The organism is Halogranum rubrum (assembly GCF_900114455.1).
GTDB classification, from domain to species: Archaea; Halobacteriota; Halobacteria; order Halobacteriales; family Haloferacaceae; genus Halogranum; species Halogranum rubrum.
Genome location: NZ_FOTC01000002.1, coordinates 689542 through 710406 on the forward strand (window position 1 = coordinate 689542; position 20865 = coordinate 710406).

At 63.5% G+C, this 20865-nt stretch carries 22 protein-coding genes; 19 read left to right on the plus strand and 3 right to left on the minus strand.

From position 1 onward, the window contains the following. Positions 1–33 precede the first annotated feature (33 nt). The 16 genes from BM083_RS11830 to BM083_RS11905 all read left to right on the plus strand — a co-directional run bounded on the left by BM083_RS11830 (position 34) and on the right by BM083_RS11905 (position 15354). Positions 34–447, plus strand: coding sequence for an NADH-quinone oxidoreductase subunit A (locus tag BM083_RS11830; protein ID WP_089869633.1), 414 nt, complete (start codon positions 34–36; stop codon positions 445–447). Further along, the gene (locus tag BM083_RS11835; RefSeq protein ID WP_089869636.1) at positions 444–1148 is read left to right on the plus strand and encodes an NADH-quinone oxidoreductase subunit B; all 705 of its coding nucleotides are present in this window, start codon (positions 444–446) and stop codon (positions 1146–1148) included. Before BM083_RS11830 ends, BM083_RS11835 begins: the two co-directional genes overlap by 4 nt. Beyond that, positions 1145–2821 (plus strand): NADH-quinone oxidoreductase subunit D, encoded by a 1677-nt coding sequence (locus BM083_RS11840; RefSeq protein WP_089869637.1) that lies wholly within the window; start codon positions 1145–1147, stop codon positions 2819–2821. Before BM083_RS11835 ends, BM083_RS11840 begins: the two co-directional genes overlap by 4 nt. Next, a complete protein-coding gene (locus BM083_RS11845; protein ID WP_089869639.1) occupies positions 2821–3897 on the plus strand; it encodes a complex I subunit 1/NuoH family protein in 1077 nt (358 codons plus the stop codon). Before BM083_RS11840 ends, BM083_RS11845 begins: the two co-directional genes overlap by 1 nt. Further along, the gene (locus BM083_RS11850; RefSeq protein WP_009365900.1) at positions 3894–4355 is read left to right on the plus strand and encodes a NuoI/complex I 23 kDa subunit family protein; all 462 of its coding nucleotides are present in this window, start codon (positions 3894–3896) and stop codon (positions 4353–4355) included. Before BM083_RS11845 ends, BM083_RS11850 begins: the two co-directional genes overlap by 4 nt. Positions 4356–4446: 91 nt before the next feature. Next, positions 4447–4707, plus strand: coding sequence for an NADH-quinone oxidoreductase subunit J (locus BM083_RS11855; protein ID WP_089870075.1), 261 nt, complete (start codon positions 4447–4449; stop codon positions 4705–4707). Beyond that, the gene (locus tag BM083_RS11860; protein WP_089869641.1) at positions 4704–5099 is read left to right on the plus strand and encodes a proton-conducting membrane transporter; all 396 of its coding nucleotides are present in this window, start codon (positions 4704–4706) and stop codon (positions 5097–5099) included. The genes BM083_RS11855 and BM083_RS11860 overlap by 4 nt, the downstream gene beginning before the upstream one ends. Then, positions 5099–5401 carry an NADH-quinone oxidoreductase subunit NuoK gene (nuoK, locus tag BM083_RS11865; RefSeq protein WP_089869644.1) on the plus strand — a complete coding sequence of 101 codons (303 nt, stop codon included), beginning with the start codon at positions 5099–5101 and terminating at the stop codon, positions 5399–5401. The genes BM083_RS11860 and nuoK overlap by 1 nt, the downstream gene beginning before the upstream one ends. Positions 5402–5404: 3 nt before the next feature. Then, positions 5405–7462, plus strand: coding sequence for an NADH-quinone oxidoreductase subunit L (gene nuoL, locus BM083_RS11870; RefSeq protein WP_089869646.1), 2058 nt, complete (start codon positions 5405–5407; stop codon positions 7460–7462). Beyond that, entirely contained in the window at positions 7462–8991 is a 1530-nt protein-coding gene (locus tag BM083_RS11875) for a complex I subunit 4 family protein (protein ID WP_089869649.1), read from the plus strand. The genes nuoL and BM083_RS11875 overlap by 1 nt, the downstream gene beginning before the upstream one ends. Next, positions 8991–10496 (plus strand): NADH-quinone oxidoreductase subunit N, encoded by a 1506-nt coding sequence (locus BM083_RS11880; RefSeq protein ID WP_089869650.1) that lies wholly within the window; start codon positions 8991–8993, stop codon positions 10494–10496. Before BM083_RS11875 ends, BM083_RS11880 begins: the two co-directional genes overlap by 1 nt. 150 nt (positions 10497–10646) lie before the next feature. Next, the gene (locus BM083_RS11885; RefSeq protein WP_089869652.1) at positions 10647–12194 is read left to right on the plus strand and encodes a DHH family phosphoesterase; all 1548 of its coding nucleotides are present in this window, start codon (positions 10647–10649) and stop codon (positions 12192–12194) included. 51 nt (positions 12195–12245) lie between these two features. Next, positions 12246–13028: a CBS domain-containing protein gene (locus tag BM083_RS11890; protein ID WP_049893523.1), complete on the plus strand. Its 783-nt coding sequence runs from the start codon at positions 12246–12248 to the stop codon at positions 13026–13028. A gap of 47 nt (positions 13029–13075) precedes the next feature. Further along, positions 13076–13477 (plus strand): hypothetical protein, encoded by a 402-nt coding sequence (locus BM083_RS11895; RefSeq protein WP_089869654.1) that lies wholly within the window; start codon positions 13076–13078, stop codon positions 13475–13477. Between the two features lie 84 nt (positions 13478–13561). Then, positions 13562–14584 carry an ABC transporter ATP-binding protein gene (locus BM083_RS11900; RefSeq protein ID WP_245756885.1) on the plus strand — a complete coding sequence of 341 codons (1023 nt, stop codon included), beginning with the start codon at positions 13562–13564 and terminating at the stop codon, positions 14582–14584. Then, positions 14584–15354, plus strand: a complete 771-nt coding sequence (locus tag BM083_RS11905; RefSeq protein WP_089869656.1) for an ABC transporter permease — start codon at positions 14584–14586, stop codon at positions 15352–15354. Before BM083_RS11900 ends, BM083_RS11905 begins: the two co-directional genes overlap by 1 nt. Before the next feature lie 13 nt (positions 15355–15367). Here BM083_RS11905 and BM083_RS11910 read toward each other — a convergent pair whose 3' ends face one another. Then, a complete protein-coding gene (locus BM083_RS11910; RefSeq protein WP_009365887.1) occupies positions 15368–15610 on the minus strand; it encodes a DUF7543 family protein in 243 nt (80 codons plus the stop codon). Positions 15611–15754: 144 nt separating this feature from the next. On the opposite strand from BM083_RS11910, the gene BM083_RS11915 reads away from it, so the two are divergent. Then, positions 15755–17059 carry an MFS transporter gene (locus tag BM083_RS11915; protein WP_089869658.1) on the plus strand — a complete coding sequence of 435 codons (1305 nt, stop codon included), beginning with the start codon at positions 15755–15757 and terminating at the stop codon, positions 17057–17059. A 19-nt stretch (positions 17060–17078) separates the two neighbouring features. Here BM083_RS11915 and BM083_RS11920 read toward each other — a convergent pair whose 3' ends face one another. After that, positions 17079–18083, minus strand: coding sequence for a DUF7544 domain-containing protein (locus tag BM083_RS11920; protein WP_089869660.1), 1005 nt, complete (start codon positions 18081–18083; stop codon positions 17079–17081). A 102-nt stretch (positions 18084–18185) separates the two neighbouring features. On the opposite strand from BM083_RS11920, the gene BM083_RS11925 reads away from it, so the two are divergent. Continuing rightward, positions 18186–19289 carry a M24 family metallopeptidase gene (locus BM083_RS11925; RefSeq protein ID WP_089869663.1) on the plus strand — a complete coding sequence of 368 codons (1104 nt, stop codon included), beginning with the start codon at positions 18186–18188 and terminating at the stop codon, positions 19287–19289. Here BM083_RS11925 and BM083_RS11930 read toward each other — a convergent pair whose 3' ends face one another. After that, positions 19290–19712, minus strand: coding sequence for a hypothetical protein (locus tag BM083_RS11930; RefSeq protein WP_089869665.1), 423 nt, complete (start codon positions 19710–19712; stop codon positions 19290–19292). Between the two features lie 90 nt (positions 19713–19802). On the opposite strand from BM083_RS11930, the gene BM083_RS11935 reads away from it, so the two are divergent. Further along, on the plus strand, positions 19803–20837 hold the full coding sequence (locus BM083_RS11935; protein WP_089869668.1) for an NAD(P)-dependent alcohol dehydrogenase: 1035 nt from the start codon (positions 19803–19805) through the stop codon (positions 20835–20837). The last annotated feature ends 28 nt before the right edge of the window (positions 20838–20865 follow it).

Below are 20865 nucleotides of genomic sequence, written 5' to 3' on the forward strand. Positions count from 1 at the left end.
CCCCTAACCCGCGGACGTTACGGAGAACTCGGTATGAATCCATGGATAGCTATCGGCGCATTAGGCGTAGTCAGTATCGGCATCCCGCTCGGTATGATGGCGGTGTCGGCACTGCTGCGTCCAAGTGTGCCAGAACAAGGTAAAAGCGCCATCTACGAGAGCGGGGAGATTCCGACGGGGACAGCGCGTCTGCAGTTCAACATCCAGTACTACATGGTTGCGCTGCTGTTCGTCATCTTCGACATCGAAACCGTCCTCATCTTCCCGTGGACGGTCATCTACCGCTCCGCACTGGAGCAGGGAGCAAGCCTCACGGAGGTGCTGCTTCCGATGCTCGTCTTCATCGGCATTCTCGTCGTCGGTCTCGTTTGGGCATGGCGTAACGGCGCGGTCGAGTGGGTCAAGAGCCCGCTTGCCGAGAGCCGAAAGACGGAGAGACAAACATGAGTAGTCAAGACAAGAAGCCATTCGTCACGGAAGACTCGAACGTACTGACCGACACCCGGGACGCCCGAATGTCGGGACAGGACAACCGGTTCAACTCGAAACTCCGTGAGGCGTTCGGTTCGTCGCCGTTCATCCTCACGAAGTTCGACAAATTCATGAACTGGGTCCGCGGGTCGTCGATGTTCATGCTGCAGTTCGGTATCGCGTGCTGCAGTATCGAGATGATGCACACCTACGCGGTGAAACACGACCTCGACCGATTCGGGGCGGGTGTGCCGCGCGCGTCGCCGCGACAGGCCGACGTCATCATCGTTCCGGGAACCATCGTCTCGAAGTTCGCCCCGCGCATGAAGCGGGTGTACGACCAGATGCCGGAACCGAAGTTCGTCATCGGGATGGGTTCGTGTACCATCTCGGGCGGCCCGTTCCAAGAGGGATACAACGTCGTCAAGGGCGCAGAAGAGGTCATTCCGGTGGACATCCACGTCCCCGGTTGCCCGCCACGCCCGGAGGCCCTCGTCTACGGCGTCGCGAAACTGCAAGAACGCATCGCCAACGGCGAGTCGAGTCCGGTGACGGTCAAGCCGTACGAACTCGAACAGTTCGGCGACCTCTCGCGGGACGAAATCGTCGACGAGTTGGCGAAGGAGATCGACGAGGACGACCTCGTCATGCGGTACAACTGGGCTGATTCACCATGAGCCTCGAAGAACCACAGGACTCAGACCAAGACCAGCCTGCCGTCGAGGGGCGCTCGCTGGGCGACGAACTCGCCGACCTGCTCGGCGACCACGTCCTCTCCCGCGAGGAGCACCTCAACGCGCCGGGCTTCGTCATCCGACCCGACGAAGTACAGGACGTTCTGTTCAAGCTGCGTGACGAGGCGGGGTTCGACCACCTCTCCTGCGTCACGGCCGAGGAACGTTCGAACCGCTACGAGTCCATCTACCACCTGAAGAAGTACGACGACCCCACGCAGGAAGCGAGCGTCGTCGTCCCGACGGACAAGGACAACCCCGTCAGCCAGAGCGCCGAACCGGTCTACCGGACGGCCGACTGGCACGAACGGGAGGCCTACGACCTCGTCGGTATCAACTACGAGGGACATCCGGACATGCGCCGGATCCTCCTCCCGGAGACGTGGAAAGGACACCCCCTCTCGCGGGACTACGAGCAGGACCGACCCCAAGTCGTCCCACTCCGTGAACACGCCAATCCGCTGGAAGACGACCACTCAGGCGACGGGGGAGACACGATGTTCCTCAACATCGGGCCGCACCACCCGGCGACCCACGGTGTGCTCCACCTGAAGACGACGCTCGACGGCGAGCAGGTGGCCGACGTCGAGAGCGACATCGGCTACCTCCACCGCTGTGAGGAGCAGATGTGCCAGCAGAGCACCTACCGCCACCAGATAATGCCGTACCCGGACCGCTGGGACTACATCTCGGCGGGGCTGCTCAACGAGTGGGCCTACGCGCGTGCGGCCGAAGACCTCGCGGACATCGAGGTGCCGGAGTACGCACAGATCATTCGGACGATGGGTGCAGAGCTGTGCCGTATCGCCGCACACATGCTGGCGGTCGGCACGTTCGCACTCGACGTCTACGGGGACTTCACGGCAATCTTCATGTACGCCATCCGCGACCGTGAGAAGACCCAGAACATCCTCGAAGACCTCACCGGTCAGCGACTGATGTTCAACTACTTCCGCCTCGGCGGCGTCGTCTGGGACCTGCCGGAACCCCGCGCAGAGTTCTTCGAGAAGATTCGAGACTTCCTCGACGACCTGCCGGAGGCACTGGAGGAGTACCACGACCTCATCTCGGCGAACGAGATTCTCCAGATTCGAACCGTCGGCACCGGCGTCCTCCCCGAGGACGTCGCCAAGAGCTACGGCGCGACCGGACCGGTCGCCCGTGGTTCCGGCATCGACTACGACCTCCGCCGCGACGACCCCTACGGCTACTACGACAAACTCGACTGGGACGTCGCCGTCGAAGACGGCTGCGACAACTACAGTCGCCTGCTCGTCCGTCTCCGCGAAGTCGAGGAGTCCGCGAAGATCATCGAGCAGTGTGTCGACCTGCTCGAAGACTGGCCCGAGGAGGACCGGACGATTCAGTCCAACGTTCCCCGGACGCTCAAGCCCGAGGACGACACCGAAGTCTACCGCGCCGTCGAAGGTGCGAAGGGCGAACTCGGTATCTACATCCGCTCGGACGGGACCGACAAACCCGGCCGGTTCAAGATTCGCAGTCCGTGTTTCTCGAACCTCCAGACGCTGCCGGAGATGTCGCAGGGCGAGTACGTTCCTGACCTCATCGCATCGCTCGGCAGCCTCGACATCGTGCTCGGCGAGGTGGACCGGTGATGGGCACACTGCTGTTACAGTCGCAGACACAGACCCCGCTCGTCGACACTATCGCCGGGCTACTCGGTCTCGACGGACTGCTCGGTGCCGTCGTCGGTGGGCTTCTCGGGGCGTTTCTCATCGCCAACGTGATGCTCGTCACGACGGCCGTCGCCGGCCCGTGGGCGAAACGGAAGATCACCGCATCGTTCACGGACCGTATCGCCGTCAACCGCATCGGTCCGTTCGGCCTGCTCATCATCGTCGCTGACGCCGTGCGGCTGATGTCGAAAGAGCTCATCGTCCCGGACGGCGTCGACCGCCCGGCGTGGGACCTCGCACCCATCATCCTGCCGTTCTCGGCGCTGATGGGCTTCGCAGTCATCCCGATGGGAAGCGGTGTCCATCTGGCTGACCCCGAAGCAGGTCTCGTGTACGCGTTCGCGGTCGCCTCCATCGCGTCGCTCGGTCTCGTGATGGCGGGCTACTCGTCGAACAACAAGTACTCGCTGCTCGGCGGATTGCGTTCTGTCGCGCAGAACATCGCGTACGAAATCCCGCTCATCGTCACGGCGGCGTCCGTGGTCATCTTCACGGGGTCGCTTCAGATGAGCGAAATCGTCGCCGTGCAGGCCGAACCGCTCGTCACCGTCGCCGGTATCACGATTCCGCAGTGGTTCGCGTTCGTGAACCCGTTCGCGTTCGTGCTCTTCCTCGCGGCGAACCTAGCCGAAGTCGGCCGGAACCCGTTCGACACGCCAGAAGCGCCGACCGAAATCGTCGGCGGGTACCAGACGGAGTACTCGAGTATCTACTTCGTCCTGTTCTACCTCGGGGAGTTCATCCACATCTTCCTCGGCGGCGCGCTCATTGCGACGCTGTTCCTCGGCGGTCCGGCCGGTCCGGGCCCGGAGGCGCTCGGCTTCGTCTGGTTCACTATCAAAATCTGGGCGGTCTTCCTGTTCACGCAGTGGTGCCGCTCGGCGGTGCCGCGTGTCCGTATCGACCAACTCATCGACATCGGCTGGAAGGGCATGCTCGTACTGTCCTTCGCCAACCTGGTGCTCACGGCCATCATCGTGGGAGTGATTGTATGATTGGAATCCTCAAAGGGATGGCAACGACGCTGAAGCACGCAATGGACGGCCAGACGTTTACGGTCGAATACCCCGACGTCGCGCCGGAGGTGAGCCCCCGATTCCGCGGGGTTCACAAGTTCAGCCAAGAGCGCTGTATCTGGTGTCGCCAGTGCGAGAACGTCTGCCCGAACGACACGATCCAGATCGTTCAGGACGACCAGCGAAACGGCGAGCAGTACAACCTCCACATCGGCCAGTGTATCTACTGCCGACTCTGCGAGGAGGTCTGTCCCGTCGACGCCATCCTGCTGACCCAGAACTTCGAGTTCACAGCAGACACGAAAAACGAGTTCGTGTACAACAAAGAACAGCTCAAAAACGTCCCGTGGTACAAGGACATCGACCCACTAAACTCGCGTAACCCCGACCGTGGGGCCTGGATCGGCGAGGGAGAAGGCGAGGTCGATTACCAGTAGCGAGATTCCCGACGTTTCGGCCGTGAGAGACCTCGAATCGGTCTCGCACGTCTCGAAATCTTCAAAGGGATATCTCATGGAGATTCAAACAATGGTCTATGAAACTATCGCGTTCGCGCTGTTCGCCCTCATCACCGTGGGCTGCAGCCTCGGCGTCGTCCTCGCTCGGGACGTGTGGCACTCCGCACTCCTGCTCGGAGGGGCGCTCTTGAGCGTCGCGGTGCATTACGTGATGATGCAGGCGGAGTTCCTCGCCGCTATGCAGATCCTCGTCTACGTGGGCGGGGTTCTCATCCTCATCACGTTCGCCGTGATGCTGACGCGTATCGACTCGGAGGTGAGTAGCACATGACAACGAAACCACGATTCAAACTCGGCTCACATCTCGTGCCCGGTTTAGCTGCCGTCGCGCTGTTCGGTGTGATGGCGGCCGTCTTCCTGCAGACGTCGTTCGGCGACGCCGCAGGCTTCCCCGAGGGCGCGAACATCACCGCCAGTATCGGCTATGCGATGTTCAACCTCGACTTCGGTGCGGTGTCGGGTGAGGGCTTCCTCGTCGCGTTCCTCATCATGGCCGTCGCACTCGACGTCGCTCTCGACGGCGCGGTCCATCTCGCGAAACGCGACGACGAGACCTCGTTCGTCGATGCGGCTGCGAGCAGCGCACGCGACGCGGTAACGGGCGACCGTGCCGCTCGAACTGACGGCGGTCGCAACCGAGACGACACGGAGGGTGAGCAGTAATGGTGCCCGCAGAGTGGTACCTACTTCTCGCAGCGGCGGTGTTCTGTATCGGTCTCATCGGCATCTTGACGCGGCGCAACGCGCTGCTGTTTTTGATGTCGGTGGAGTTGATGCTCAACGCAGCCAACATCAACTTCGTCGCGTTCTCCTACCAGTGGGGGAACGTCACTGGCCAGACGTTCGGCCTGTTCACGATGGCACTCGCCGCAGCAGAGGTCGCCATCGGAATCGGCATCATCCTGGTCCTGTATCGCAACTTCGACGACATCGACGTGACGAAAGCAACAACGATGAGGTGGTAACCTATGGCAGCATTTGACTACGCTCCGGCAATCGTTCTCCTGCCCTTCCTGTCGTTCCTCGTCTCGGTGGGCGTCGCGGTCAGCGGTCGGGACTTGCTCCCGAAAGGCGGCGCGCTCCCGGGCATCGCAGCGACTGCAGGCTCGTTCCTGCTCTCGGTGTGGATGTTCCTCACCGTCTCGGGTGGCCAGTACTACGACGAAACTATCTACACGTGGGCAGCGGTCGAGGGAAGCTTCGAACTGACGTTCGGGCTCCTCATCGACCCGCTCTCTGCGATGATGCTCGTCATCGTGACGCTCATCGCGACTCTCGTGCACGTGTTCTCACTCGGCTACATGAACGACGACGGCCAGACCGGGCTTCCCCGGTACTACGCCGGCCTCGGTCTGTTCACCGCATCCATGCTCGGGTTCGTCGTCGCCGACAACCTGCTCATGGCGTTCATGTTCTTCGAACTGGTCGGGCTCTGCTCGTACCTGCTCATCGGCTTCTGGTTCCGCGAAGCCGGCCCGCCGAGTGCGGCGAAGAAAGCGTTCCTCGTCACCCGCTTCGGTGACTACTTCTTCCTCATCGGCGTCGTCGCCGTGTTCGCCACCTTCGGCACCTCCCAGTTCGCCGGTGCCGAGGCGTTCCCGGTGCTCGCCGAGGAAGTACTACTCGGTGAAGCCAGCGCCAACACGTTCGGCTTCGCACCGCAGACGTGGTTCACCATCGTCGGTCTCCTCGTCCTCGGCGGCGTCGTCGGGAAGTCCGCGCAGTTCCCACTGCACACGTGGCTTCCGGACGCCATGGAGGGTCCGACGCCCGTCTCCGCACTCATCCACGCAGCGACGATGGTCGCAGCCGGTGTGTACCTCGTCGCTCGGATGTACGGGTTCTACGCGCTCACGCCGACGACGCTCGCTATCATCGCGTTCATCGGCGGGTTCACCGCCCTGTTCGCGGCGACGATGGGTGTCGTCAAGCGCGAGATCAAACAGGTGCTCGCGTACTCCACCATCTCCCAGTACGGCTACATGATGCTCGCGCTGGGGTCGGGTGGCTACATCGCGGCGACCTTCCACCTGATGACGCACGCCTTCTTCAAGGCGCTGCTCTTCCTCGGTGCGGGTTCGGTCATCATCGCGATGCACCACAACGAGGACATGTGGGACATGGGCAACCTCAAAGAGAAGATGCCCGTGACCTACGCGACGTTCCTCGCCGGGTCGCTCGCGCTCGCAGGTATCTTCCCGTTCTCGGGCTTCTGGTCCAAAGACGAGGTGCTCTACGAGGCGCTCGTCCACGGACTGGGTGGTCTCGGTGGCGGCGAAGCCGAGGGCGCACTGCTGCTCGGCGCGTGGGCGATGGGCCTGCTCGCCGTCTTCTTCACCGGCTTCTACACCTTCCGGATGGTCTTCTTGACCTTCCACGGAGAGTCCCGTAGTGACACCGCGCGCAACCCACACGGTGTCGGCTGGAACGTGAAGGGGCCGCTCGCGGTCCTCGGCGTACTGGCCGTCGTCGCCGGGTTCGTCAACATGGTTCCGGTCGCGAAGCTGACGGGTGCCGAAATCGAGTTCCTGCACAAGTGGCTCGAACACGGCCCGGCCGGTCTCACGAGCGAACACTACACCGAACTCACGCACGAGTTCGCCCACTACACTGCTGGCACGCTCGCCGGCGGTGAACTCGGGACGGCGCTCATCTCGGGTGGTGTCTCCTTGGCTCTCGCCCTCGCGGGCGTCGGCCTCGCACACGTGCTGTACAACGTCCCCGAGCCGACGGAACACACCGACAAGCTCGGCGGCATCAAGACGCTGCTGTACAACAACTACTACCAAGACGAGTATCAGGTCTGGTTGGCGACGGGGCTGACCCTTCCGGTCTCGCGTGCGGCCGACAAGTTCGACCAGGGCGTCGTCGACGGCGTCGTCAACGGCGTCTCCAGCGTGAGTCTGTTCTCTGGTAGCCGCGTGAAGCAGCTCCAGACGGGTGTCGTGAGTAACTACGCGATGCTCCTCACGCTCGGATTGACCGTGTTGCTCGTCGTCTTCGGGCTGCTCGGAGGGTGGTTCTAATGATCGTCGAAGCACTAATCGCGTTCACGTTCGCCGCCGCACTGGTGACCTTCGTCGCGCCGAACAAGGTCGCTGGCAAGTTGGCGTTCGGACTCAGTCTGGTTCCCATTCTCGGGAGCCTCTTCATGTGGAGTCAGTTCGACGCGACCGGCAACGCCCTCTTGGGCGGGTCGCTCGCGTTCGAAGAATCGTTCGCGTGGCTCACGCTCGCGGGCTACGAACTCTCGTGGCACACCGGTGTCGACGGGATTAGCATGCCGCTCGTCGTGCTCACGACGGTGCTCACGTCGCTGGCAATCGTCAGCGCGTGGACGCCCATCGACAGCCGACAGTCGCAGTTCTACGGCCTCTTCCTGTTCATGGAGGCGAACCTGCTCGGCGTCTTCACGGCGCTGGACTTCTTCATGTGGTTCGTCTTCTGGGAAGCCGTCCTCATCCCGATGTACTTACTCGTCGGTGTCTGGGGCGGCCCCCGCCGGAAGTACGCCGCAATCAAGTTCTTCGTCTACACGAACATCGCGTCGCTCGTGATGTTCATCGGCTTCATGGCGCTGGTCTTCGGTCTCGGCGACTCGATTACGTCGCTCGGTCTCCCGGAGATTGCACAGGCGCTCCGCGCCGGTGAACTCGGCGGCTTCGGAGCCCTCGATGCCGACACGCTGAGACTCGTCGCCTTCGTGGCGATGTTCGTCGGGTTCGGTGTCAAGGTGCCAATCGTCCCGCTGCACACGTGGCTGCCGGACGCTCACGTCGAAGCCCCGACGCCGGCCTCGGTGATGCTGGCCGGTGTCCTCCTGAAGATGGGGACCTACGCCCTGCTGCGGTTCAACTTCACGATGCTGCCGGAGACGGCGACGGCACTGGCGATTCCCATCGCTGCCATCGCCGCACTCAGCGTCATCTACGGCGCGATGCTCGCGCTGGCCCAGCAGGACCTCAAACGCATCGTCGCGTACTCCTCCGTGTCGTCGATGGGGTACGTCATCCTCGGTCTCATCGCCTACACCGTCTACGGTGTCGGCGGTGCGACCTTCCAGATGATCGCCCACGGCCTCATCTCCGGTCTGATGTTCATGGCCGTCGGCGTCATCTACAACACGACGCACACGCGGATGGTCGGCGACATGTCCGGCATGGCCGACCGCATGCCCATCACGACGGGCATCTTCATCGCTGGCGCGTTCGGTTACATGGGACTACCCCTGATGGCCGGCTTCGCCGGTGAGTTCTTCATCTTCGTGGGCTCGTTCGGTTCGCAGGCACTCCCCTACGCACCAGTGTTCACGTCGATTGCGATGTTCGGTATCGTCATCGTCGCAGGCTACCTGCTGCTCGCGATGCAGCGGACCCTGTTCGGGTCGTTCCGCCTCGAAACCGACTACGAGGTCGGACGCGCACCCCGACACGACACGCTCGCACTCGCGACGCTACTCGTGCTCGTCATCGCACTCGGTGTCGCACCAGACACCTTCTTCAGCATGATTACTGACGCGGTTACGCCGATTCTCGAGACGGGAGGTGGGCTCTGATGTTGCTGCAGTCGCAACTGCCCAACTCGCTCGCGCTCGCACCAGTGCTCGTACTGGCGCTGACGGCGCTCCTCCTGCTCGTCGTCGACAGTATCGACCCGGATTCGACTAACAGCGCCGCACTCGCCGGCATCTCCGTCGTCGGGGCGCTGACGTCGCTCGGCTTCGCAGGCTGGTTCCTCTCTGCAGGCACCGGCCAGGTGTCGACCGGCGGCGGTATCTCACTCTACGGTGAGGCTCTCGTCGTCGACGGGATGGCCCTGTTCTTCATGGCCATCTTCGCCAGTGTCACGGCGATGGTCGCCATCGGGAGCTACGACTACCTCCGCGGGAAGCCTCACCAGGCGGAGTTCTACACGCTCGTCATGTTCGCCGCGACCGGTATGGGCCTCATGGCCGCTGCCAACTCGCTGGCGACGGCGTTCGTCGCACTCGAACTCGCTTCGCTGCCCTCGTACGCGCTCGTCGCGTTCCTCAAGAAGAACCGAGGCAGCGTCGAGGCGGGGCTGAAGTACTTCCTCATCGGTGCCGTCTCGTCGGCCGTCTTCGTGTTCGGTATCAGCCTCGTCTACGCCGCGACGGGGTCGATGGTGTTCAGCGACGTCGCCGAGGCACTCAATGGAACGGAGTTCGTCGGCGTCGCCGGTCTCGGCGTGCTGATGATCGCCGGTGGGTTCGCGTTCAAGACCGCCTCCGTCCCGTTCCACTTCTGGGCACCGGAGGCCTACGAGGGTGCACCTGCACCCATCAGCGCGTTCCTCTCGTCGGCGTCGAAGGCCGCCGGGTTCGCCGTCGCCTTCCGCGTCTTCACCGAGGCGTTCGCGCTGTCGGCCATCCCGGCCGGTATCGACTGGGTGCTCCTCTTCCAGATTCTGGCCGTCGTCACGATGACGCTCGGTAACTTCGCGGCCGCGACCCAAGAGAACGTCAAGCGGATGCTCGCGTACTCCAGCATCGGTCACGCTGGCTACGCGCTCATCGGCCTCGCGGCGCTCTCTGCGGGTAGCGCACAGAACGGCAACGTCATGGGTGCCAGTATGGCACACCTGCTCGTCTACGGCTTCATGAACACGGGTGCGTTCCTGTTCATCGCGCTGACCGAGCACTGGGACATCGGCCGTCGCTTCGAGGACTTCAACGGACTGGGCTCGCAAGCACCCGTCGCCTGTGCGGCGATGACGGTGTTCATGTTCAGTCTCGCTGGCCTGCCGCCGTTCGGCGGGTTCTTCTCGAAGTACTTCCTGTTTGCCGGCGCAATCGGCGCTGGCTTCTGGTGGCTCGCCGCCGTCGGCGCGGTCAACAGCGCACTGTCGCTGTTCTACTACTCCCGCGTCGTCAAGGCGATTTGGATCGAAGACCCCAGCGGGGAGTTCCAAATCACTTCGAAACCAATCGGTCTCTACGCAGCAGTGATGATTGCGGCACTCGGCACGCTCGTGCTCCTGCCCGGCTTCGGGCCGGTCATCGAGATGGCCCAGACCGCCGCAACCGCACTGTTCGCGTAAGACCACTCCGAGTTCTCACCCGTTCGACGGTCGGTCTTCTGCCGTCGCTTCTCAGACACCCGCTCCGACAGTGGCGACCCTTGTGAATCTTCCTCGGGGTGAGACAGACGTGACGGTAGGACTTTGACTCGTCAGTCCCTCGCGTTGGGTATGGTCAGTCGGTTGGTGCTCGGGTGCGGGTCACTCGGCCACGACATCGTCGAGGAGGCGATCACCTGGCCCGGACGACTCCACGTCATCACGGACGAACAGAGTCGGGTCACGGCACTCCGCGACGAGAGCGTCCGAGCGACCGTCGCAGATCCGACGGACCCCGACAGCTATCCCGAACGGACGGACATCGTCATCGTCGCCGACGACGACCCGAAACGAAACCGTGCGGCGGCGACTGCCGCACGAGCGCAGTTTCCGGACGCGCTCCTCGTCGCCTCGACCGGGTTTGGGGCCGACGACGAGACGAAAGCGGCCATCGAAGCCGTCGCAGACCGCCTTATCGACCCCGAACAGCGAGTGGTCGACCGCATTCTCGACGTCTCGGCCGGTGACGACGCACGGCGGATGTGGAAACTCTTAGCGATTCTCCGGAACCTCGACGGCCCACTCGCCGTCGTGACCCACGACAACCCCGACCCGGACGCCATCGCCAGCGCTCTCGCACTCGCCCGCGTCGCCGAGTCCGTCGGCGTCGAGGCCGACGCCTGCTACTTCGGCGAAATTTCACACCAAGAGAACCGCGCGTTGGTCAACCTCCTCGACATCCGAATGAAGAACCTTCAGTCGGCGGCGGACCTCGAATCGTACGGTGGTGTCGCCCTCGTCGACCACTCCCGGCCCGGCGTAAACGACGGTCTCCCGGAGGATACCGACATCGACATCGTCGTCGACCACCACCCGCCACGAGCGCCGGTCGAGGCTCGGTTCGTCGACCTCAGAAGCGACGTCGGCGCGACGAGTACGCTCCTCGCGAAGTATCTGGAGTTCTTCGGCATCACGCCGGAACGGACCATCGCGACGGCGCTGCTCTACGGGATTCGCGTCGACACGAAGGACTTCACGCGAGAGGTATCGGGGACGGACTTCGAGGCGGCAGCGTTCCTCTTGAACTTCGTCGACGCTGCGGTGCTCGAACGGGTCGAGACACCCAGCATGAACGCCGAGGTGTTCGAGACTATCGCTCGGGCGATCCGAAATCGTGAGCTACAGGGCGACGCACTCGCCACGTCCGTCGGCGAGATTCGTGACCGCGACGCGCTGGCACAGGCCGCAGACCGCCTGCTCAACATGGAGGGTGTCACGACGACGCTCGTCTACGGGTTCATGAACGGGACCGTCTACGCGTCGGGTCGAGCACGCGGGGCGGACCTCGACCTCGGCGAGACGCTTCGAGACGCCTTCGACCAAATCGGGAGCGCGGGCGGCCACGCCGACATGGCGGGCGCACAGATTCCGCTCGGAATCCTCAGCGACGTCGGGGCCGACTCCAAGGAGTCGCTGGCCGACGTGGTTCACGAAATCATCTCTGGACGGTTCTTCGAGACACTCAGAGACGCACCGAGTGCGCCGGACCGAGACATCGGTCCCGGCCTCACGTTCGAGTATCCCACACCGGCCCACGACCACGCCGAGGAATCGGTCGACCTCGGAGACAGGGGACAGAAGGACGAAGAGAGCGATACGTCGGACGTCACCGAGGAGTGACCGACCCCAGCGGCACCAGTCTTTTGCCACCGAGTCGCGTACTCCTGGCCAATGAGTGGGAAAGCACCCGTGAAAGACTACATGACTAGAGACGTCCAGACCGTCTCACCGGACGACACGGTGGAGGAAGTTGCCCGCCGTATCACCGAGAGCGACGGCCACAACGGGTTTCCGGTCTGTCACGGGCGACGTGTCGAAGGGTTCGTCACGGCCCGTGACCTGTTGCTCGCCGACGACGAGGCACCTATCTTCACCGTGATGACCGACGAGTTAGTCGTCGCTCACCCCGAGATGGACGTCAACGACGCCGCACGGGTCATCCTCCGCTCGGGGATTCAGAAACTCCCCGTCGTCGACGACGCGAGCAACCTCGTCGGCATCATCTCGAATACGGATGTAGTACGTAGTCAGATAGAGCGTGCGACGCCCGAGAAAGTCGGGAAGCTGATGCGGACGCTCGAACAGATTCACGGCATCTCCGTCACCCAAAAGAGAGGAACGGTCGAACTGGCTGACCTCATCCCCACGCAGGCCCGCGTCTACGCCGACGAGTTAGAGGGCCGGCAGTACGAACTCGAACGCGGACTCGCCGAACCGCTCGTCGTCATCGACAGCAACGGGACGTTGCTCCTCGCAGACGGCCACCACCGCGTGATGGCAGCCCACGGTATCGGTATCGAGGAGATGGACGCCTACATCATCGTCGTCGACGAGGACGTCGAACTCGGGATGCAGCGAACCGCCGAGAAAGAAGGATTGGCCTCTATCGAGGACATCAGCGTCGTCGACTACGCACGACATCCGCTGGTGGAAACGACGAAGCGGTTCCAATAGTTCGAATTCGTCGACATCTTTAGCAAACAGCCACGAGAACGCCGCCTATGTCCCTCGCTGTCGAAGTCGCTCGTACCCTCCTCATCGGCCTCGTCATCGGACCCACCATGTACGTCGTCCACAACGGCGTCGACAGTCTCTCTCGGCGGGCCGTCGCCGTCGTGGCCGGTCTCTTCGTCTCCCTCTGTGCGTTTCTCTTCGTCGTGTCGCCACACGAACTCCGTGGCGTGGGTCTTCAACTCGTCGCCGTCGTCGTCTTGGGCGTCTCCTTCTGGGTCTACTACGACGCACTCGACCGACTCTCGAACCTCGAAGCGGCCGTTTGGGCACTCGGCGTTCTCTGTCTCGGTCTCGTCTCGTTTCTCGGCGTCGGCTACGCTCTCCTCGCGGTACTCACCGTCGTGGGCTACGTCGCCCGAACGCGGGTCGTCGCTTCGACGGCTCAGTGAGAGTCTCTCCTCGCCTGCTCCGCCGTGTCACTCTGTCTCGTGGTTGCCAAACCGTTATCTTCGGGCCACGCCCACGTTCACCGAATGTCTCAGCCCTCCGTGATGGTCGACGGAGACCACTCGACTGAATTCGACAGCACTCCCGCCGTCTCGGTCCGTCACCTCTCGAAGTCCTACGGTGACCTCATCGCCGTCGACGACGTCTCCTTCGACGTCGACTCCGGCACCGTCGTCGGCCTCCTCGGCCCGAACGGTGCCGGGAAGACGACGCTCATCAAGTCGATGCTCGGTCTCGTCGTTCCCACGTCTGGAACTGTTGAGATAGAGGGTATCAGCGTCCACGACGACCCGACGGCCGCCTACGGCCACGTCGGCGCGATGCTCGAAGGCGCACGTAACGTCTACTGGCGACTCAGCGTCCGCGAGAACCTCGAGTTCTTCGCCGGACTCGCCGGTCATCGACCGAGCGAGGTTCGCGAGCGTCACGACCGATTGCTCGACCAGTTCGGCCTCGCAGAGAAGGCCGACGTGGCGGTCAACGACCTCTCGCGGGGGATGAAACAGAAGGTTGCACTGGCGTGTACGCTCTCTCGCGACGTCTCCGTGGCCTTCCTCGACGAACCGACGCTCGGCCTCGACGTCGAGAGTTCGATGGACCTGCGCCGCGAACTTCGTCGACTCGCCGACCACGACTCGATGACTGTCGTCCTCTCCAGTCACGACATGGACGTCATCGAAGACGTCTGTGACCGTGTGCTCATCGTCAACGACGGCCACCTCGTCGCCGACGATACGGTGAGAAACCTCGTCGACCTCTTTCGAACCCAACGCTACCGACTCACGCTGGATGCACTCCCGCCGGACGCGACGCGGACACGACTCGCCGAGAGCTACGGTGTCGACGACGACGAGTGGACGACGACGGGCGAGGGAGTCGAGTTCGAGGCGACACTCGCAGACGGCGCAGAACTCCACGCGCTGCTCGGCGTCTTGCTCGACGCTGGCTGTGCGGTCCACGGCGTGACGAGTCTCGACTCGGACCTCGGGGACGCGTTCCTGGAGTTGACGGACCGAGCGTCGCCGGCAGAACGAGGACGTGAGCGCTGATGCGGACGACGGTACTCGTCTCCGCGATTGCGCGCAAGCAACTCATCTTGCTCACCCGGTATCCGCTGAACACGGCGTCGCAACTCGTGGGGTTGTACATCTTCTTCGCGCTGTTGTTCTTCGGCGGACAGGCCATCGGTGGCCCGGCGATAGGCGAGTCGCTGAGCGGCCTCATCGTCGGCTTCTTCCTGTTCACGATGTCGGTGACGGCCTACGCGGGGCTCTCGTGGGCGCTCACTCGTGAGGCACAGTGGGGAACGCTCGAACAACTCTACATGTCGCCGTACGGGTTCGGGCGCGTGATGGCCGTCACTGTCGGCGTGAACCTCCTGGTCAGCCTCGCCTACGGCGGGTTTATCCTCGCGTCGATGCTCCTGACGACCGGTCGGACGCTCACCGTCGACCCACTCACCATCGTGCCGCTCGTGGTGCTCACGCTCGGGTCGGCAATCGGCGTGGGCTTCGTCTTCGGTGGCCTCGCACTCGTCTACAAGCGTATCGAGAACATCTTCCAACTCGTCCAGTTCGGGTTCATCCTGCTCATCGCCGCGCCCGTCGACGCCTACCCGTTCCTCCGGGTGTTCCCGCTCGCACAGGGTGGGAACCTCCTCCAGCGTGCGATGCGCGACGGCGTCCATCTCTGGGAGTTCGCGCCGACGGAACTGTTCGTCCTCGTCGCGACGGCAGTCGGCTACACCGTTCTCGGCTATCTCTTCTTTCAGCGGTCGAGTGACAAGGCTCGTCGAGACGGCGTCCTCGGTCACTACTGACGTTCGACTTTGACTACCGACCGCTCGGCTGTTCGACGTCGAACTCGGTCTGCCACGCTTCGATGATGGCTTTCGCGGCCGGTTCGCTCTCTGCGGTCTCTCGTTTGTAGAACTGTCCTTCGGGTGCCTGAAAGAGGCGGTCGAAGCGGACGGCGAAGCTTCCGTCGTGGCGACGTCGCATGCGGATGTTCGCGTGTCCGTCGGAACGTTCCCACTCGGTCGTCGTGTCGTCCGGTGTCGACTCGGTCCAACTCATACACGCTCTTTCGGAACCCACCGGTAACAAACTACTCGCTCTGTGGCGGGGTGTCCCGTCGCATCGTCTCGTCGCTGCGCTGCTACAACGCCCCCGCGTCTCACAGACCGATGTCGTTAATCTCACCGCCTCGAACGTTCTGCTGTGACAGTCGAGAACCCTCGTCGGGCACTCGCCGTCGTCTTCGGCATCGTCTTCATCGACTTGCTGGGATTCGGTATCCTCATCCCTGTCATCCCGCTCTACGCGCTCAGTTTCGGCGCGAGCGAGTTCGTCGGGAGTCTCCTTATCGCCTCCTACTCGGCGATGCAGTTTCTCGCCGCACCGTTCCTGGGTCGACTCTCGGATACGCGTGGTCGGCGACCCGTCCTCCTCGTCTCGCTGACGGGGAGCGTCGTCGCGTGGACGCTGTTCGGTCTCGCCGGGTCGTTGGTGGTGCTCTTTCTCGCCCGGATGCTCGCCGGGGCGATGGGCGGAAACATCGCTACCGCACAGGCGTACATCGCCGACATCACGCCACCGGAAGACCGCGCGAAGGGACTCGGTCTGCTCGGTGCGGCGTTCGGTCTCGGCTTCGTTTTCGGCCCGGCGCTCGGCGGCTTCTTCGCCAGCGAGACGGTACTCAGCGTCGCCCGAGACGTGCTTCCGGCCGTCGTTCCGGTGAGCGAGTTTACCCTCCCGAGTTTCGCCGCGGCGGTCATCACGGCGGCGAATCTCCTCCTCGCGTTCGTCGTCCTCCCCGAGTCTCGACCACCGGAGGAACGTGACGACGTCCCCGTCCAAGAACGTGAGTCTCGACTGCAACAACTCCGAGACGCGCTCACGACCGAAGGACTCGGCGCACTCGTCGTCTCGTTCTTCCTCGTCTCCTTCGCGTTCTCGGCACTGGAGAGTCAGTTCATCTTCCTCACCAACGACCAGTACGGCTACGGCGCGACGGAGAACGCGCTGCTCTTGACGTACTTCGGCGTCGTCATCGCCGTCGTCCAGGGTGGGCTCGTCGGCCCGTTGACCGAGCGGTTCGGCGAGTACCGACTCGCCATCGTTGGGGCGGCGATTCAAGTAGTGACGCTCGCGGCCGTCCCGTTCGCACCTCGTCTCGCTCCACTCGTTCCGAACGTCGGGCGACTCCTACCGGTCGGTCCGACGGTCCCCGCCGCAATCGTCGCGCTGTTCGTCGTCGTGACGCCACTGGCGACGGGCAACGCCCTTACGAACGTCTCGCTGAATACGTTAGTCTCGCGGGCGGCGAGCGCCGACGACCAAGGCGGGGCATTCGGGTTGACGCAGAGTGCGGGTAGTCTCGCACGGACGTTCGGCCCGGCGCTCGCTGGCGCGCTCTACACGGGAATCGCGTTCTGGTCACCGTTCGTCGCCGGTGGACTGTTGATGATTCCTATCGTCGTCCTCCTCTCGACTGTCGACCGGAGTACACTCACTGAAGGCTAACTCTAACGCCGGCGACTACTCACTCACCTGTCTCGCTCCGGAACGACGGCACGACGTCGAGCGTCACGTCGAATTCGCCCAGCACGAACAGCGCGTAGTACCGGAAGTACGTGACGACCGGAACCTGCACGAGGAGGCTGACCAGGATGACGGCCAGTCCGTAGAGCGCAGCGAGGAGGCCGAGAACGACCAAGCCGACCGTTCCGGGGCCACCCGTCGAGACGAGCGCGAAGTAGAGTATTCCGCCGACGATGGCGAAGGGAAGTGCGACGACGAGTGCGAGGAGGACGACGACGAGGCCGACGGCGATTGCTGCACCGATGGCGAGTGCGTACCGAACGAGGACGTACAGGGCGGTCTGTTCCCACTCGACGCGGAGGAGCGGGAACACCCGCCGCCAGGCGTCGAGGACGGTTCGGTCTTCGACGAGCATCGTCGGAACGACGAAGTCCGTCGTCAGTTGGAGGACGACGCCGACAGCGAGTGCCAGCAGACCGACGAAGAAGACGATGGGGAGTAAGAGGAGCAAGAACGCCGGAGAGAGGGTGACCCCGGCGAAGATTGCAACACCAATCGGAATCGCGACGAGGGCGAAGACGAGAACTCCGAGAATGACTCTGAACCCGAAGAGGCGGAGTCCCGGTCGGAAGTGCTGCCGAAACGGGGCGCGAATTCGGACGTCTCGTGTTCTGACACCGTCGACGAACACGAATTCCATCACGGAGCTAATCGCGAGGAAGACGAGTGCGAGGAGGGCGAGCACTACGACGAGTGCGGCGACAGCGGCGAGTATCGACCGAATGGGGAGCGTGTCGACCGGTGGGAACTCGCCAGTCCACGGCGGAACCTCGTCGGTCGAGTAGTTGAACGCACCCTGTCCGCCACCGCCGCCACCGCCACCGAGTCCGCCGACGAAGAACGCGATGAGTGCGAGTCGGAGCCAGCGGCCACGGTTGACGGGGAGGAGGAGAGACGTCGTCGCTCGCCGAGCGTCGTCGAGCGTGGAGAGGGCATACCAGGGCATGACAGCCACAGAGAAGCTGTCAGCGGATAAAAAGGCGCGGCTGGTTTCCACTCGCTCACTCGACGTCGCTAGCTCTTTGGCAGGGGCAGTCCTACCGCACGCATGACACCCTTCGAACGCCGTACCCGCGAGTGTCAGTCTCGTCTCCGCGACGGTGCCGGAGACGCTCTCGTCTTGTTCCCCAGTCAGAACCTCTTCTATCTCTCGGGGTTCCACGAGACGCCCGCAGAACGACATCTCCTCTTGTTCGTTCCGAGACACGAGGACCCGGTCTTTCTCGTCCCCGAACTCTACGCCGACCAGATTCGAGACGACTCGTGGGTCGACGACGTCCGCACGTGGGCCGACGAGGAGAACCCCCGCGACCACCTCCGAGACGTCGCGAGCGACCTCGGACTCTCGGAACACCACCTCCTCGTCGACGACACGATGTGGGCACAGTTTACACAGGACCTTCGGACGGTCCTCCCCGACGCGACGTTTGGACTGGCGAGCGACGTCGTCGCACCGCTTCGGCTACAGAAAGACGACGCTGAACTCGACGCACTCCGACGCGCCGCCCGCATCACAGACCGTGTCGTCGACGACGTTCGCGCACTCGGTAGCGACGCAGTCGGCACGACCGAGGCCGAACTGGCGGCCGACATCGAACGTCGCCTCGTCGACGCCGGCGGCGACGGTACTTCCTTCGAGGTCATCGTCGGTTCCGGACCAAACGGCGCGAAGCCACACCACTACCACAGCGACCGCCGAATCGAGGCGGGCGACCCCGTCGTCCTCGACTTCGGCACGCGCGTCGACGGCTACCCCTCTGACCAGACGCGAACCATCGTCTTCGACGGAGAACCCTCGGAGACGTTCACCGAGGTTCACGACGTCGTCAGAGCCGCACAGAGTGCCGCCGTCGACGCCATCGAACCGGGCGTCACGGCAGGTGCAGTCGACGCCGCCGCCCGCGACGTCATCGAGGCTGCGGGTTACGGCGGGCAGTTCATCCACCGAACCGGCCACGGCGTCGGGCTAGACGTCCACGAAGAGCCGTACATCGTCGCCGGGAGCGACGTCGAACTCGAAGCGGGGATGGTGTTCAGCGTCGAACCCGGCGTCTATCTCCCGGACGAGTTCGGTGTGCGTATCGAAGACCTCGTCGTCGTCACCGACGACGGCTGTGAGCGACTGAACGACACCGACCGCGGGTGGTCGTAGTCACTCCCAGTGGTCGCGCTCGAATCGCTCGCCGAGGGTGTTGAGGACGGCGAGGAAGACGAGTCCGACGAGCGAGGCTGTCCCCGCATCGTCCGGAATTCGACTCGCTTTCTCTTCGACACGCCACGGTTCGTCGCGTGCAGCTTCCTCGGCCGCCTTCGCCGCTTTGCGGTGTTGATACAGTTTGTAGACGGACGCACCGAGACCAGCGAGTGACCCGACTGCGAGTCCGAGCCACACGTAGGGACGGCCCGGGCTGTCGTCCGGTTCGGACTCGTCGAAGGCTTCGCCACTCTCGAACTCCTCGGCGGTGACTTCCTCGAACTGGGAGAGTTCGGTGTCAGTTGCCCCGTCGAGTGGTTCTGACTCGTCGTCGTCGCTTCCACCCCGAAGTCGGGAGAATCGACGCTTGATTGCAGCCATACGCTCTCCTTCGGCACGGACACTCTTGGAACTACGGGCAGCGGTGGCGTGGCGGATACGTTTATCACGTACCAGAACGCCGGTGTTTCCATGCGCGTCGCCGTCCTCTCACCAGAACTCGAACTGACACTCGAAGACCGTGACCGACCCGACCCCGGACCCGACGACGTGCTCGTTCGGATGCGCTCTATCGGTATCTGTGGCTCCGACGTCCACTACTACGAACACGGCCGAATCGGCGACTACGTCGTCGACAGCCCACTGATTCTCGGCCACGAGAGCGCAGGTGAAGTCGTCGCCGTCGGCGAGAACGTCGACGACGGGCGCGTCGGCGAGCGAGTGACACTCGAACCGGGCGTTCCCTGCCGCCGCTGCGAACACTGCGCCCGTGGCGAGTACAACCTCTGTGCGGACGTGACGTTCATGGCGACACCACCGGACGACGGCGCGTTCGCCGAGTACGTCGCGTGGCCCGCCGACTTTGCGTACACCCTCCCAGACAACGTCTCGATGGACGAGGGTGCACTCGTCGAACCGCTCTCCGTGGGTATCCACGTCGCTCGCCGAGCAGACATTGACGTCGGTGACTCTGTGCTCGTGACGGGGAGCGGCCCCATCGGGTTGCTGGTGATGGAAGCCGTCCGTGCCGCTGGTGCGACGGACGTCATCGTCTCGGACGTGGTTCCGGAGAAACTCGCTCTCGCCGAGGAGCGTGGCGCGGACCTGACCGTCGACGTGACTGAGCACGACCTCCAGACTGCTGTCACGGAGGCGACGGACGGGCGCGGTGTCGACGTCGTCGTCGAAGCCTCTGGCGCACCACCGGCCGTACAAGGGGCGTTCGACGCCGTCCAACGCGGCGGGTCCGTCGTCCTGGTCGGACTCGCCCCCGACGGAGAGGTGCCACTCGATACGAACGAGATAATCGACAACGAACTCGACGTCTTCGGGTCGTTCCGCTACCGGAACACGTACCCTGCGGCGCTCGACCTCTTGGCCGACGGCGCAGTCGACGTGGAAGGAATCATCGACTTCGACGCAGCAATCGACGACGTCGACGCAGCGTTCCAGCGTGCCCAAGAGCCAGAGACGGTGAAAGGGATGATTCGTCTCGACAGTGAGTAACGAGTGAACGAGTGGGGGGAGGGGCAAA

Bases quoted from the DNA above. Each gene is read 5' to 3' on its own strand.
- BM083_RS11830 (WP_089869633.1), top strand. From the start codon at position 34: ATGAATCCATGGATAGCTATCGGCGCATTAGGCGTAGTCAGTATCGGC.
- BM083_RS11835 (WP_089869636.1), top strand. From the start codon at position 444: ATGAGTAGTCAAGACAAGAAGCCATTCGTCACGGAAGACTCGAACGTA.
- BM083_RS11840 (WP_089869637.1), top strand. From the start codon at position 1,145: ATGAGCCTCGAAGAACCACAGGACTCAGACCAAGACCAGCCTGCCGTC.
- BM083_RS11845 (WP_089869639.1), top strand. From the start codon at position 2,821: ATGGGCACACTGCTGTTACAGTCGCAGACACAGACCCCGCTCGTCGAC.
- BM083_RS11850 (WP_009365900.1), top strand. From the start codon at position 3,894: ATGATTGGAATCCTCAAAGGGATGGCAACGACGCTGAAGCACGCAATG.
- BM083_RS11855 (WP_089870075.1), top strand. From the start codon at position 4,447: ATGGTCTATGAAACTATCGCGTTCGCGCTGTTCGCCCTCATCACCGTG.
- BM083_RS11860 (WP_089869641.1), top strand. From the start codon at position 4,704: ATGACAACGAAACCACGATTCAAACTCGGCTCACATCTCGTGCCCGGT.
- nuoK (WP_089869644.1), top strand. From the start codon at position 5,099: ATGGTGCCCGCAGAGTGGTACCTACTTCTCGCAGCGGCGGTGTTCTGT.
- nuoL (WP_089869646.1), top strand. From the start codon at position 5,405: ATGGCAGCATTTGACTACGCTCCGGCAATCGTTCTCCTGCCCTTCCTG.
- BM083_RS11875 (WP_089869649.1), top strand. From the start codon at position 7,462: ATGATCGTCGAAGCACTAATCGCGTTCACGTTCGCCGCCGCACTGGTG.
- BM083_RS11880 (WP_089869650.1), top strand. From the start codon at position 8,991: ATGTTGCTGCAGTCGCAACTGCCCAACTCGCTCGCGCTCGCACCAGTG.
- BM083_RS11885 (WP_089869652.1), top strand. From the start codon at position 10,647: ATGGTCAGTCGGTTGGTGCTCGGGTGCGGGTCACTCGGCCACGACATC.
- BM083_RS11890 (WP_049893523.1), top strand. From the start codon at position 12,246: ATGAGTGGGAAAGCACCCGTGAAAGACTACATGACTAGAGACGTCCAG.
- BM083_RS11895 (WP_089869654.1), top strand. From the start codon at position 13,076: ATGTCCCTCGCTGTCGAAGTCGCTCGTACCCTCCTCATCGGCCTCGTC.
- BM083_RS11900 (WP_245756885.1), top strand. From the start codon at position 13,562: ATGTCTCAGCCCTCCGTGATGGTCGACGGAGACCACTCGACTGAATTC.
- BM083_RS11905 (WP_089869656.1), top strand. From the start codon at position 14,584: ATGCGGACGACGGTACTCGTCTCCGCGATTGCGCGCAAGCAACTCATC.
- BM083_RS11910 (WP_009365887.1), bottom strand. From the start codon at position 15,610: ATGAGTTGGACCGAGTCGACACCGGACGACACGACGACCGAGTGGGAA.
- BM083_RS11920 (WP_089869660.1), bottom strand. From the start codon at position 18,083: ATGCCCTGGTATGCCCTCTCCACGCTCGACGACGCTCGGCGAGCGACG.
- BM083_RS11925 (WP_089869663.1), top strand. From the start codon at position 18,186: ATGACACCCTTCGAACGCCGTACCCGCGAGTGTCAGTCTCGTCTCCGC.
- BM083_RS11930 (WP_089869665.1), bottom strand. From the start codon at position 19,712: ATGGCTGCAATCAAGCGTCGATTCTCCCGACTTCGGGGTGGAAGCGAC.
- BM083_RS11935 (WP_089869668.1), top strand. From the start codon at position 19,803: ATGCGCGTCGCCGTCCTCTCACCAGAACTCGAACTGACACTCGAAGAC.